The organism is Mesorhizobium sp. M0909, from assembly GCF_040319515.1.
Classification (GTDB): Bacteria; Pseudomonadota; Alphaproteobacteria; order Rhizobiales; family Rhizobiaceae; genus Mesorhizobium.
In genome coordinates, this window is sequence record NZ_JAMYOA010000002.1 from 124,456 (window position 1) to 137,422 (window position 12,967).

At 63.9% G+C, this 12,967-nt stretch carries 14 protein-coding genes and 1 tRNA gene; 6 read left to right on the plus strand and 9 right to left on the minus strand.

Translation table 11 applies throughout. The annotated features are described in order from the left end of the window. Positions 1-56 precede the first annotated feature (56 nt). Together NKH83_RS03165 and NKH83_RS03170 are read left to right on the plus strand one after the other, a co-directional pair. Complete coding sequence (locus tag NKH83_RS03165) at positions 57-725, plus strand: DUF1007 family protein (protein WP_352478263.1); 669 nt, start codon at positions 57-59, stop codon at positions 723-725. Beyond that, positions 722-1,876 carry a nickel/cobalt transporter gene (locus NKH83_RS03170; protein ID WP_352478427.1) on the plus strand — a complete coding sequence of 385 codons (1,155 nt, stop codon included), beginning with the start codon at positions 722-724 and terminating at the stop codon, positions 1,874-1,876. The genes NKH83_RS03165 and NKH83_RS03170 overlap by 4 nt, the downstream gene beginning before the upstream one ends. A 25-nt stretch (positions 1,877-1,901) precedes the next feature. On the opposite strand, the gene denD is transcribed toward NKH83_RS03170, so the two are convergent. The 4 genes from denD to NKH83_RS03190 all read right to left on the minus strand — a co-directional run bounded on the left by denD (position 1,902) and on the right by NKH83_RS03190 (position 4,935). Next, complete coding sequence (denD, locus tag NKH83_RS03175; protein ID WP_352478262.1) at positions 1,902-2,879, minus strand: D-erythronate dehydrogenase; 978 nt, start codon at positions 2,877-2,879, stop codon at positions 1,902-1,904. Position 2,880: 1 nt separating this feature from the next. Beyond that, positions 2,881-3,087 (minus strand): hypothetical protein, encoded by a 207-nt coding sequence (locus NKH83_RS03180; RefSeq protein WP_352478261.1) that lies wholly within the window; start codon positions 3,085-3,087, stop codon positions 2,881-2,883. A 62-nt stretch (positions 3,088-3,149) separates the two neighbouring features. After that, on the minus strand, positions 3,150-4,133 hold the full coding sequence (locus NKH83_RS03185; RefSeq protein ID WP_352802083.1) for a cation diffusion facilitator family transporter: 984 nt from the start codon (positions 4,131-4,133) through the stop codon (positions 3,150-3,152). Between the two features lie 115 nt (positions 4,134-4,248). Further along, positions 4,249-4,935 (minus strand): GNAT family N-acetyltransferase, encoded by a 687-nt coding sequence (locus NKH83_RS03190; protein ID WP_352478258.1) that lies wholly within the window; start codon positions 4,933-4,935, stop codon positions 4,249-4,251. Between the two features lie 82 nt (positions 4,936-5,017). On the opposite strand from NKH83_RS03190, the gene NKH83_RS03195 reads away from it, so the two are divergent. After that, entirely contained in the window at positions 5,018-6,202 is a 1,185-nt protein-coding gene (locus NKH83_RS03195; RefSeq protein WP_352802086.1) for a pyridoxal phosphate-dependent aminotransferase, read from the plus strand. A 22-nt stretch (positions 6,203-6,224) separates the two neighbouring features. Then, complete coding sequence (locus NKH83_RS03200) at positions 6,225-6,605, plus strand: YciI family protein (protein WP_254816974.1); 381 nt, start codon at positions 6,225-6,227, stop codon at positions 6,603-6,605. A 23-nt stretch (positions 6,606-6,628) separates the two neighbouring features. Here the strand turns inward: NKH83_RS03200 and NKH83_RS03205 are convergent, their stop codons facing one another. Then, a complete protein-coding gene (locus NKH83_RS03205; protein WP_352478254.1) occupies positions 6,629-7,384 on the minus strand; it encodes an SDR family oxidoreductase in 756 nt (251 codons plus the stop codon). A 222-nt stretch (positions 7,385-7,606) separates the two neighbouring features. Beyond that, entirely contained in the window at positions 7,607-8,353 is a 747-nt protein-coding gene (locus tag NKH83_RS03210) for a tellurite resistance TerB family protein (RefSeq protein ID WP_352478252.1), read from the minus strand. Positions 8,354-8,629: 276 nt separating this feature from the next. On the opposite strand from NKH83_RS03210, the gene NKH83_RS03215 reads away from it, so the two are divergent. Next, a complete protein-coding gene (locus NKH83_RS03215) occupies positions 8,630-8,989 on the plus strand; it encodes a YybH family protein (RefSeq protein WP_352478251.1) in 360 nt (119 codons plus the stop codon). Between the two features lie 21 nt (positions 8,990-9,010). Here the strand turns inward: NKH83_RS03215 and trhO are convergent, their stop codons facing one another. Next, positions 9,011-9,928 (minus strand): oxygen-dependent tRNA uridine(34) hydroxylase TrhO, encoded by a 918-nt coding sequence (gene trhO, locus NKH83_RS03220; RefSeq protein WP_502895524.1) that lies wholly within the window; start codon positions 9,926-9,928, stop codon positions 9,011-9,013. Between the two features lie 170 nt (positions 9,929-10,098). On the opposite strand from trhO, the gene NKH83_RS03225 reads away from it, so the two are divergent. Further along, positions 10,099-10,737, plus strand: a complete 639-nt coding sequence (locus tag NKH83_RS03225) for a 2-dehydro-3-deoxy-phosphogluconate aldolase (RefSeq protein ID WP_352469543.1) — start codon at positions 10,099-10,101, stop codon at positions 10,735-10,737. A gap of 52 nt (positions 10,738-10,789) precedes the next feature. Here NKH83_RS03225 and NKH83_RS03230 read toward each other — a convergent pair. Further along, positions 10,790-10,863 (minus strand) — tRNA-Gln (locus NKH83_RS03230). An 81-nt stretch (positions 10,864-10,944) separates the two neighbouring features. Then, positions 10,945-12,789 carry a peptidoglycan L,D-endopeptidase MepK gene (gene mepK / locus NKH83_RS03235; RefSeq protein ID WP_352802091.1) on the minus strand — a complete coding sequence of 615 codons (1,845 nt, stop codon included), beginning with the start codon at positions 12,787-12,789 and terminating at the stop codon, positions 10,945-10,947. Positions 12,790-12,967: the final 178 nt, after the last annotated feature.

Genomic DNA, 12,967 nt, shown 5'->3' on the forward strand with positions numbered 1-12,967 from the left:
CCCCCTTTCTGGTAACTGTCGGCAATTCACCGAAGCCGATTGAATCGCGACCGAGAATGCACCTGAAACAGCAAGCCACCATGCTGGCTTCGGCCTTGACCGCGACGTTTGCCGCCGTCGGACCGGCTGAGGTGCATCCCCACGTCTTCGCCGAAGCCCGCCTCGAAGTGGTCCTGGGCCCGGATCACCAAACTGTGAAGGCATTGCGCCATGTCTGGCGGTTCGACGATTTGTTTTCGAGCACGGTGATGATGGAGTTCGACAAGAATTCCGACCTGAAGCTCGACGACAAGGAGCTGAAGGATGTTGCCGACACCGTCCATGCCTCGCTTGCCGAATTCAACTACTTCCAGCTCGTCACCGTCGACGGCAAGGACGTGGCAATGACCCCGCCGCCGCATCTGATGGCCAATTTCGATAATGACCAGCTGATCATCCTGTTTGAATCCGAACCGAAGGTGCCGATCAAACTTAGCGGCAAGATCGATATCGGCGTCTACGATCCGACCTTCTACACCGCGATCGATTTCACCGAGGATGCCAATCTGCAGGTCGATGGCTTGCCGCCGGCCTGCACCAGCAAGGTTGTCCGCCCCAACCCGGACGAGGCGATCGCCGAGAACCAGAAGACCCTGACCGAGGCCTTCTTCAACGATCCGACAGGCACCGACATGAGCAAGATCTTTGCCACCAAGCTTGAACTGACCTGTCAGCCGGAAGGATAGATCCAGTGGCGAAACCGTCCCTGCGTTTGGCATTCGGTCTTCTGGCCGCCACCTTGGTGATGACGCACTTTCTCGGCTCGGCCCACGCCCAGAGTTCGCTGGGCATCGGCACCAATGACGGCATGGCTCCAACCGCCACCGGCCCGTTCGCGCACATCCTGATGTGGATCAATCTGCGCCAGCAGGAATTCTATCATGCGCTTGCCGGCGCGATGAAGGCGATGCGCCAGGATGGCAGCAAGCTGTGGCTGCTCATCGGCCTGTCCTTTGCCTATGGCATTTTCCACGCCGCCGGCCCCGGTCACGGCAAGGCGGTGATCTCGTCCTACATGGTGGCCAATGAGGTGGCGCTCAAGCGCGGCATCATGCTGTCCTTCGTCTCGGCCCTGCTGCAGGCGCTGACCGCGATCGTGGTGATGCTGCTCGCCTATTTCGTGTTGCGCGGCACCGCTGTCTCGATGACCGACGCCGCATGGTTCCTCGAAATCATGAGCTATGTCTTCGTCACCCTGTTCGGCGCCTGGCTGCTGTGGCGCAAGGCCGGCCCGGCCATCCTTCGCCTGTTCGGCGCAAGCCCTGGCTACAGCCTCTCGGCTGCCCATGCCGGCCATTCACATGCCAGCCACTCACATTCCGCGCACGCCCATGCGGCACATTCCCACGCGCTTCATGCGCATGACGATCACGACCATGCGCATGACCATCATGACCACGGCGCACACGGCCACGCCCATGCTGCGCACGATCACCACAGCCATGCGGCTGGCGAGGTCTGCGAGACCTGCGGCCACTCGCATGCGCCCGACCCGGCGCTGCTTTCGGGCGATCGCTTCGATTGGCGCACGGCCTGGTCGGCTGTCGCTGCCGTCGGCATCCGCCCCTGCTCCGGCGCGCTGATCGTGCTGAGCTTCGCCTTGCTGAACGGGCTATGGTTCGGCGGCATCCTGTCGGTGCTGGCCATGGCCCTCGGCACCGCAATCACCGTCTCGGCCCTGGCAACGCTTGCGGTGACCGCCAAGAACTGGGCGGTGTATTTCGCCGGCGACGGCCGCATGGGCAACCGCATCCATTCCTTCGTCGAGATCGGCGGCGCCGCCTTCGTCTTCCTGTTCGGCCTGCTGCTGCTCTCGGCCAGCCTGACCGGCGCCTGACCTCGTTGCGTCCGATCGGAGCGCTTTAACTAGGGATATTGCCGCCCAACTCGTCCTCGATATGGACGCGTATGATCTCGTCGAAGCTCGTCTCGGCGGCAAAGCCAAGGTCCCTCGAGCGCTGCGCCTCGAAGCGTGTCGGCCAGCCCTTGACGATAGCCCAGATCGTCTCGTCGGGCTCCTCGCGGATCAGTTTCACCGCCTTGGCGCCGGCGACACGCTCCAGCGCTTCGATCTGCTCGCCGACGCTGACGGCGACGCCCGGCATCGTCAGGTTGCGGCGCGGTCCGACGGCGGCACCGTCGATCTGAGCCGCATGGATCAGGAAATTCACCGCCGAACGCGGGCTGGCGTGTGTGTGGACGACGGAGCGCGGCACCGGCAGGATCGCTTCATGGCCGCTCAGCGGTTCGCGGATGATTCCGGAGAAGAAGCCCGAGGCCGCCTTGTTCGGCTTTCCCGGCCTGACGCAGATGGTCGGCAGCCTGATGCCGATGCCGTCGAAGAAACCGCGCCGCGTATAGTCTGCAAGCAGCGCCTCGCCGATCAGCTTCTGCGTGCCGTAGGAGGTCAGCGGCGTCGGGTGGAACTCGTCCGGAATGACGTCGGGAAACGGTGCGCCGAACACGGCGATCGACGAGGTGAAGACAACACGCGGCGCAAACTCCGCCAGCCTTATGGCATCGAACAGCGCCCTTGTGCCGTCGAGATTGACGCGGTAGCCGAGATCGAAATTGGCCTCCGCCTCGCCCGACACCACGCCGGCGAGATGAAAGATCACGTCGGGGCGCAGCGCGACCAGATTTGTGGTCGCTTCCGGTGCGGCAAGGTCGCCGGTGTGGAGGGTAATGCCGACACCTTCGAGCACCGGCGCTTGCGGCGGCACGATATCGTGAAGATCGAGCGCGGCGATCCTGCGGCCGCCGAGCGCCCCGTCCTTGGCCAACCTGGCGATGAGTTTGCGGCCGACCATGCCTGCCGCGCCGGTAATCAGAATGCGCATGTCACTTTCCCTTTTTGCGCTGGCTGCGGCTACGCAGCCAGAACACGACGAAGATTGCCACCATGAAGATCGCCGCGACGACGCCGGCAAGAACCGTCGAGATCTTGCCGACCGCCAGCATCACTGTTGGAAGATAATAGGCTGCGATGCCGAACAGCAGCAAAACCCAGCCGGCGCCGATCGCCGCATTGCGAGTGTCGCGGTCCATCACGCGGCGCCAGGGCGGCGAGAGTTCATGTCGATCGTTGCCAATGCCCAGAACTCCCGAAGTCAGTGATAATGGCCGCGGTGCGCTGCCGTGTCATGCGCATGCTCGTGCTCGTCATCATGCTCATGTCTGTCTGCACATTGACCGAATTCCGGTTCGACCGTGGCATGGGCTATGCCATGTTCCGCCGCAAGCCGCTTCTTGATCGCGCTTACCGCCATATGCGCGTCGACGCCGTCGTTGAGGCAGGCATGCAACGTCGCCATGTTGCTGGAGCCGTCGAGCGACCAGACATGCATGTGATGCACCTCGCGCACGCCCTTGATCGAGCCTTCGATGTCCCTCGCGATCAGGTCGCGGTCGAGGCTTGCAGGCACGCCTTCGAGCAGGACGTGGGCAGCCTCGCGCATCAGCGACCAGGCCGTGGACAGGATCAGCAGCGAGACCAGGATCGACAGGATCGGATCGATGGGTGTCCAGCCCGTCGCCAGGATCACCAGCGCCGCGACCATCGCCGCCGCCGAGCCAAGCAGATCGCCGAGCACGTGCAGGATGGCGCCGCGCATATTCAGGCTGCCGCGGTCGCCGCCGTGCAGCACGTAGAACGAGCCGAGATTGACCAGCAGGCCGGCGATCGCGACGACCAGCATCGGCCCGCCGAGCACCGGAACCGGCGCTTGCAAGCGGCCCCAAGCCTCGTAGACGATCCACAGCGCAATGGCGAAGATGGCGATGCCGTTGGTGTAGGCGACCAGCGTCTTGACCCGGCCGAAGCCATAGGTGAGGCGCACGGTGGCCGGCCGGCTTGCAAGATGAAAGGCATACCAGGCAAGGCCGAGCGCGACGCAATCGGCAAGCATATGGCCGGCATCCGCCAGCAGCGCCAATGAGCCGGTGAAGATGGCGCCCAGCGTCTCCGCAACCATGAAGCCGGCGGTCAAGCAAGCAGCGATCAGCACGCGCTTCTTGTCGGTCGAGCCGTGCACATGACCTGCGCCATGGCTGTGGTCGTGGCCCTGCGCAGCATGGTCGTGGGTATGCGCCATCTATGAGCTCCTGCTAGAGCCTGATCCATCCCGGCAGACTCGGAACGGAGGCTCTGTCTTCATGTTTGACCATGATCTTATCCGAAAACCGGCGTTCACTTTTCGGGGATCATGGTCAGGCGCCGAACTCAGCGCGAAAATCCTCGAGCCGCCGCTTCTGCTGGCCATCGCTGTCGAAATTAGCCGGATCGAGCCATGCCTCATAGGCTCTGCGCAATGCCGGCCACTCCTTGTCGATGATCGAGTACCACGCGGTATCGCGGTTTTCGCCCTTGACCACAAGATGCTGGCGGAAAATGCCCTCGAACTTGAAGCCGAAACGTTCCGCCGCGCGCTTCGACGGCTCGTTGCGGTTGTTGCATTTCCATTCGTAGCGGCGATAGCCAAGCTCATCGAAGATGTATTTCATGAATAGGAACTGCGCTTCCGTCGCCGCCGGCTTACGCGAGATCAGCGGACCCCAATAGATGTTGCCGATCTCGATCACGCCATAGGCGGCGTCGATGCGCATCAGCGTCTGGCGTCCGGCAATTTTTCCGCTGGCCTTGTCGATCACGGTGAAGAACAGCGGGTCCTCGCTGGCTTCGGCCTTGTCCAGCCAAGGCTGGAAGGCGGCACGGGTCTGCGGTGGGTAGTCGGGCAGCCAGGCGAAGCGATCGCCGGCATCGGCCACCGACGAGGCCTCGAACAGGCCGTCGCCGTGCTTTTCGGCGTTGAGCGGCTCCAGCCTGACGGTGCGGCCCTCCAGCACCTTGCGTTCGGGCCGCGGGCGCGGTTGCCAATTCTTGAGATTTTCCGACACGCGAAGCTCCGATCCGTTGACTTTTTCGGGCGGACGCTCACAAAAACGCACGCTCGCTGAAAGAACCACACGGACGGGAAAAATGCTCCACACGATTTCGGCCTTCGACCGCCTCGGCGAGGAAAATGCATTCGCGGTGCTCGCGCGGGCGACATTATTGGCCCATCAAGGCCGCGACATCGTCAATCTCGGCATCGGCCAGCCCGACTTCAAGACGCCGCAGCATATCGTCGAGGCGGCGATCAAGGCGCTGCGCGACGGCCATCACGGCTATACGCCGGCCAACGGCCTGCTGGCGACGCGCGAAGCGGTGGTACGCCGCACACTGGCCACCACCGGCGTCGAAGTCTCGCCGGAAGCGGTGATGATCCTGCCCGGCGGCAAGCCGACAATGTTCGCGGCGATCCTGATGTTCGGCGAGCCGGGCGCCGAAATTCTCTATCCTGATCCCGGCTTTCCGATCTACCGCTCGATGATCGAGTTCACTGGCGCTGCCCCCATCCCGGTGCCGATGCGCGAGGAGAACGGCTTTGCCTTTTCGGCTGCGGAGACACTGGCGCTGATCACCCCGAAGACCAGGCTGTTGATCCTCAACTCGCCTGCCAACCCGACCGGCGGCGTCACCCCCCGAGCCGAGATCGAGAAGCTGGTCAGGGGCCTGGAAGCACACCCGGACGTCGCCATCCTCTCCGACGAGATCTACGACGTGATGACCTATGACGGCGAGACGCACTGTTCGCTGCTCACCTTCCCCGAAATCCGTAATCGGCTGATCGTCCTCAACGGCTGGTCGAAGACCTGGGCGATGACCGGCTGGCGCATGGGCTGGTCGATCTGGCCGAACGGCGACAAGGGCGCGCATCTCTATGACAAGGTGCGCAAGCTGGCGGTCAATTGCTGGTCCTGCGTCAACGCGCCGAGCCAGTATGCCGGCATAGCCGCCATTGACGGCCCGCAGGACGACGTCGACAAGATGATGCGCGCCTTCGACCGCCGCAGGAAGGTCGTGGTTGAGGGGTTGAATGCCTTGCCGGGCGTTTCATGCATCACGCCGAAAGGCGCCTTCTATGCCTTCCCTAATGTTTCCAAGACCGGCTGGAAGGCCAAGAAGCTCGCCTCGGCGCTGCTCGAGGATGCCGGCGTGGCGCTGATCGGCGGCCCCGATTTCGGCATTCTCGGCGAAGGCTATGTCAGGCTGTCCTACGCGAATTCCGAAGAGAACATCCTGCGCGCGCTGGAGCGGATCGAGCCGTTCCTGGCGAAGTGAGGACGACGAAAGGAGACGCCAGATGTTCTATGCCATTCTTGCCTATCACGAGGAAGAAGCGATCACGGCGCTGACGCCTGAGCAGGATGCGGCGCTGATGACCGATCTTCTCCAGATCAACGATCGGCTCTACCGTCAAGGCACCCTTGGGCCTGCGGCCCGGCTCGGCGCGACACAAGACGCCTGCACCTTGCGCGGGCCAGGCACCGGAATGGTTATCGACGGCCCCTTCGCCGAGACCAAGGAACAATTGCTGGGGCTCTATGTCGTCGACTGCGCCAACCGTGACGCCGCTATCGATATTGCGCGCGACCTTCGCCGCGTCAATCCGACCGCCGTCTACGAAATCCGCCCGATTTCGCTATATTTACCCGGCGTGCCGCTTCCGGTCACCCGGCCCTGATTTAGGACCGGGTTGAGACTGATTTAGCCTCGCCCGACAAATGGCATCTTCGTCGCCATCACGGTCATGAACAGCACGTTGGCGTCGAGCGGCAGGCTGGCCATATGGAGGACCGCATCGGCGACGCGCTCGACATCCATCACCGCTTCGGCGGCAATGGTGCCGTTGGCTTGCGGCACGCCGACCGTCATCGCTTGCGCCATGTCGGTCAGCGCGTTGCCGATGTCGATCTGACCGCAAGCAATGTCGAAGGGCCTGCCGTCCAGCGCCAGCGTCTTGGTCAGCCCGGTGATGGCGTGCTTGGTCGCCGTATAGGGCACCGAGCCCGGCCGTGGCGCATAGGCCGATACCGAGCCGTTGTTGATGATGCGGCCGCCCATCGGCTGCTGCCTGCGCATGGCGCCGAACGCGGCGCGAGCACACAGGAACGAGCCGGTGAGATTGACCCCGACGATGTCGTTCCACACTTCGACCGGGATGTCGTCGATCAATGTCGATTTGTAGCTCGTGCCGGCATTGTTGAAGAGCAGGTCGACGCGCCCGAAAGCCGCAGCCACCGTCTCGAACAGATCGTCGACCTGATCGGCCTTGCTGATGTCGCAGGCAAAGGCCAATGCCTTGGCCTGCGTCGGCCCGGCCGCGGCGATCGCATCCTCCAGCACCGGCTTGCGACGACCGCAGAAGACCGTATTCCAGCCGGCCTTGAGCAGCGCTGTGGCGACGCTCTTGCCGATGCCCGTGCCGGCGCCGGTGACGATGGCGGTTTTATAGTCGGTCATGGCTGTACTCCCTGAAAGGAATGAGGCATCGCAAATGGCGGGAACCATGGCAAGCCGGCCCAAAGCCTGTGCTCACAAAAAGGGCGGCCGTTGGCGACCGCCCCTGATCCGAACCGGGCACGGGAGGAGGAAAGCCGATCCGACTGCCTGAAATCATGCGCTTCCGCGGTTAACGAGAAGCTAACGCCAACGGCGCCGAGTTCCCAGGCTTCCTCTTTCGAGCTACCAGCGCGAGCCTGCGACCGGCTTGGCTGTGCTGCCCGCTGCCGGCACCTTCGCCGCCGTCACCGTCGCCTCGACATGGTCGACCAGTGCATCCGGCAGGCCGAGACGGCCGGCAAGCAGGTCGAGATAGCCGCGTTCGGCCCGCGTGTCCGGATCGATGGCAAGACGCGAGGCGGTGTAGAGTTCCAGCTTTTGCGCATCGGTCTTGCCCCCTGCGATCAGCACATCCAGATCGAGCGGCGCCTCCAGTTCCGACATCAGGAATTTCTCCGCTTCGGCGCCGACGCCGGCGAGGCTGAGCTTGCCGGCGATCTTCTGCCGCTCTTCGTCATCGACGTGACCGTCAGCCTTCGCCGCCGAGATCATCGCCCTGACCAGCGTCAGCGTGAATTCGTCTTCGCCCTGCGGCGCTTGCGACGGATGGAAGGCGGTATCGGCCGGCGGCGGCAGCAATTCCGGTTCGCCTGCAGCTTGCGTCTCGGCCGGCGCGTTGCCGTTCTTGTAGTTCTGGTAGGCCTTGTAGGCGAGGCCACCGATCGCAGCCAACCCACCAAGCTTCACCGCCGCACCGGTGACCTGACGGCCTGGGCCGGTTCCGAGCAGCACCGCGGCCAGCGCACCGGCTGCAAGCGGATTGTCCTTGGCCATCTGCACCGCCTGCCCGGCCTTGTCGCGGACGGTCGATCCGGTGCCAGGAATTTGCGAGCCGAGCAGATCGTCGAGGAGCTTCTTGGGATCGAACATCTATGCCTCCAGAATTGGCCCGGCCGAAGGTGCGCGGGCAGGTTTGGACGTCGAAGACCTAGGTCCCGCAGTTTGACATTACAATGACGGGTGCATCCTTTTGCCCGTCGCCACGCATGACCTCGCACCGACATCTGCTGGGATTTCACGCGGAACTCAAAGTGCTGCAGCCTCCTTCCGTGCTCAAAAAACAGGCGGCGCTTTGGACATTGGACGTGTCGAAACCGCCCTCGACTTCGACTAATGTCGCGGCATGTCGCTTGAGAGGAGCCTGGCATGACCGATGAGACTGACCGCGAACCGGCACGCGACCCCCAGGAACTGGAGCGCCTGCTGATTTCACGGCAATGGATCGGAGACATTGACGGCATGGCCGCGCTTTTTGAGCCGCATGCAGTCATCGACAGCGGTGGCGGACAGCTGACGTTCGGCCGCGAAGCCATCCGGGCGCTGTTCGCGGAGATCACCGCAACCGGCCGAAAATTTCAATCCGGAGATCAGCGTCCGGCTGTCATCAATGGCGACCTGGCGCTCACCTCGACCCGGCTTCCCGACGGCACGATCACCACCGAGGTGGCGCGCCGGCAGAACGACGGGACATGGCTGTGGGTCATCGATCGCTTCTCTGTTGCTTGACGTGAAGTTGCTTCACGTGAGCTAACTTCCGATGTGGCGGTAGCCGCGTGCTTGCGCCAGCTCGACCTGGCGCTGGCGCTCGGCGTAACGGGCGCGATCTTCGTCCGAGCGGGCATCGAAGCAATGCGGGCATGAAACGCCGGTAGCATATCTCGGCGACAGCCGGTCTTCTGCGGCTAGCGGATGCCGACAGGCGCGGCAGAGTTCGGCCTCGCCTTCGACCAGCCCGTGCGATACCGAAACGCGCTCGTCGAAGACGAAGCATTCGCCTTGCCAGAGGCTCTGTTCGGCGGGCACGTCCTCGAGATATTTCAGAATGCCGCCCTTGAGGTGGAACACATGCTCCAAACCGAGCGACTTCACATAGGCCGTCGCCTTCTCGCAGCGTATGCCGCCGGTGCAGAACATGGCGACCTTGCGCCCGTCGAGCTCGTGCCGATGCTGCTCGACCCAGGCCGGGAATTCGCGGAAGCTGTTGGTGGCGGGATCGACAGCGCCCTTGAAGGTGCCGAGCGACACCTCGTAGGCGTTGCGCGTGTCGATGACGATGGTACCCGTATCCGAGATCAGTGCATTCCAGTCGGCCGGCGCGACATAGGTTCCTGCAGCTGCCGGATCGATATTGTCCACGCCCATGGTGACGATCTCGCGCTTCAACCGCACCTTCATGCGGTGGAACGGCATCGTTGCGGCGCTGCTGAATTTGATCTCGAGGCCGGCGAGACCGTCGATGCATTCGAGATGATCGATGAGCGCGGCGATTGCCGTTTCACTGCCGGCGACCGTGCCGTTGATGCCCTCACGCGCCAACCGCAGCGTGCCTTTGATGCCGCGCGCGCAGCAGAAGGCAGCAAGCGGCGCGCGCAGCGCCTCGAAGGTGTCGAGCCGGGCGAAGCGGTAAAGCGCGGCAACGCGGAAGGCTTGGCTGGGCAGTGTCATCGCCAAGCCACTAAACGCTCACGGCAGCCGGATCAAGGCAGAGCCGGGAGCGGTCTGACCGCGGGTGCGTTTCGAACATCACGCGTGACATCGCGACACGCCGCGTTTCGTGGACAGAAAAACCGCCTTCTGCTAACCGGTCGACTTGATCAACATAGGAGAGACGACGAATGCCCAGCACGACCGAAAAGCTCCTGTCGCTCCTCAACGGCCAGCCGGTCATACCGGTGCTGAAGATCGCCAATCCCGCCGACGCGGTGCCGCTGGCCCGGGCGCTCGCCCGCGGCGGCCTGCCGGCGATCGAGATTACGCTGCGCACCGCCGACGCGCTGGAGGCGATCCGCCGGGTGGCGGGCGAGGTCGAAGACGCCGTCGTCGGCGCCGGCACCATCCTGGACGCCCGCCAGTTCGGCGAGGCGGCGGCCGCCGGTTCGAAATTCATCGTCAGCCCCGGCATCACCCGCGAGCTTCTCGCGGCAGCCAAGGACAGCGATGTGCCGTTGCTGCCCGGCGCCATCACGCCGGGAGAGGTCATGGCCGCGCGCGAAGCCGGCCTGCGCTTTCTGAAATTCTTCCCGGCCGAACAGTCGGGCGGCATTGCCTCGCTCAAGGCTTTCGCCTCGCCGCTTGCCGACGTGAAATTCTGCCCGACCGGCGGTATCACCGGCAAGAACGCCGCCGACTATCTCAGCCTGCCCAACGTCATCTGCGTCGGCGGTTCCTGGGTGGCGCCGGACGATCTGGTCAAGGCCGGCAAATGGGACGAGATCGAAGCCTTGGCACGCGCGGCAAGCAAGCTCGGGCGCTAGCATCTTCTGCATCAAAGTCGCCGCCGATTTTTGGCCGATCTGGTTCCCCGGCTGGTTCCCGCTCATGGACTCGAACCACGATTCACGCCTTCAAAGGGCGCTGTCCTACCATTAGACGAAGCGGGAGAATGCTGACCGCTGGTTAGCATCCCGGGATGAAGGAAGCCAGTGTCGGCGTGGAGGCAGCCGCGAGGTGCCGAGCGCGGCCTACTCGGTCTTGAAGCGTGCCACCGACATGAACTTGACGGCCTTGCCGGTGAACCGGTTGGCGTCGGCCATCTCGTTGCCCGGCTGGAAGCCTACCGTATAGACCTCGCTCGGCGCCGTACGGACGAAGTCGTAGGCGTAGCGCGGCGCCGTTGTCGCATCTGAAACGGTTGCTACATACTCACCGCTGTGCAGCGCCCAACGGGCGGCCTGCGGCGCGGCGGCGACCACCACCGGCTTGGGGCCAGGTTTCAGGTCGCGGGCGGTTGCCCTGGGTTCCTTGCGTGTGGTCTTCACGCCTGCACCGATGACGGCAGCGGGATCGGAGCCGGCCGGACGGGCAACGATCGCCTCGCGCGGCGATGCCCCGTCGCTCGATGCCCCGTCGTCGTTCGCCGGTTCCTCGAACACCGATGCTTGCTCGGAAAGCGACGCGACCTTGTATTCGTCGGTCGCGCTGACCCTTTCCAGAACGGCCTTGACCTCGTCCGGCTGGGAAGTATCGGGCCGCGCCGACGGCAATACCGAGAATGCGTCGGTGGCGGTGTTGCTCCGCTCGGCCGCACTCGCCAGCGCCAGCAACACTTGCTTGTCCTGCGGCGCAAGACCCGCCGGCGACAGGTCGGCCGGCAGCGAATGATCGGGCCGCCAGCTCGGCACGGGAATGTTGTTTGCCGCGACCTGCACCGGGCCGGCAGCGGCAGCCGGGTCTGCCATGCCGAACGGAACACTTGCCGGCGCCACGCTTGCCGGCGCTTGCGCGGTCGCCACGGCCTGTTCAGTCGATCCAGCCGCATCCGCCACGCCGAACGGAACGTTTTCAGGCGGCTGAGCGCCGACGTCGGTCTTCGGACGCGGAGCAAAATCCGGCAGCGGAATGCTGCGCGCCGGCAATGCCGCGATGATCGTCTCCGGCGTGTCGTTCTCCGGTTCAGGCGCCGGAGCATCGGCGACTTCCGGAATCTCGGCGCGCTTAGCATCCTGAGGCGCCACGATGGCAATACCAGGCAGGTTGCTGCTCTTGGCGGACGGCGCCGGCCTCACGTTACGGGCCCTTGGTGCCGGCTCGGCCATCGCCACATCGGCGCTGTCGTCCGCCTCGTCGTCGCCACCGCCGAACAAGGCTGCCAGGAACCCGTGGGATTTTTTGCCGCCGCTTGCGCTGGCCAGTTCAATGGCCGGCGCGCCGGCGCCCTTGCGGGCTTTGTAGGAGGCGAGCGCCTGTTGATAACCAGGCAGCGGCTTGCCGTCGCTCGGCACATGCAGCGTCTTGCCGTTGGGGAACACGCGCGCCAGTTCCTGGCGGCTGATGCCGGGCCAGTGGCGCACATTGCCGACATCCATATGCACGAAGGGCGAGCCGGAGCTGGGATAGTAGCCGACGCCGCCGCCCTGCATCCTGAGGCCGATATCACGCAGCTTCTTCAATGGGACACCGGGAATGTAGAAATCCATCGCCCTGCCGAGCATGTGCTGGCTCTTCTCGGCGACGCCCCTGCTGCGGCTGCGCAGCATCGAATTCGTGGCCGGCGAACGATAGCCGCAGACGACCTGGATGTAATCGGTGGCGCCGCTCTCCCGATACGCCTCCCAGACCAGGTCCAGCAGGCGCGGATCCATCTTGGTCGGCTCGTTGCGGCGCCAGTCGCGCAGGATGATGTTGATCTTTCGCAAGCCCGCCTGGTCGTAGCGGCCGTTGCGCTTGTAGACGATCTCCGCCTTTTCATGCGTGTGGAGATGATAGAGCTTCAGCGAACGTGTCTCGGCGCTGGCGCCGGTTGCCGCCGCTGCAAGGAACCCGACGGCAACAATCACCGCTGCCAGCCATCTCGGCCAGACGCTCATGTGATAATGCCGCCCGTTTTTGTGTCGTTCGATTCTGTTCAAATCAAAAGGCCTTGCAGGCTGCCGTTTTGTCCCCGGATTTGACCAAACGGATGCGTGGTGTATGCATCCGAATATCGATCCTAATGGTTAATCATCGCTTATTGAAGCCGAAATGCGGTAACACGGTGGCGATATC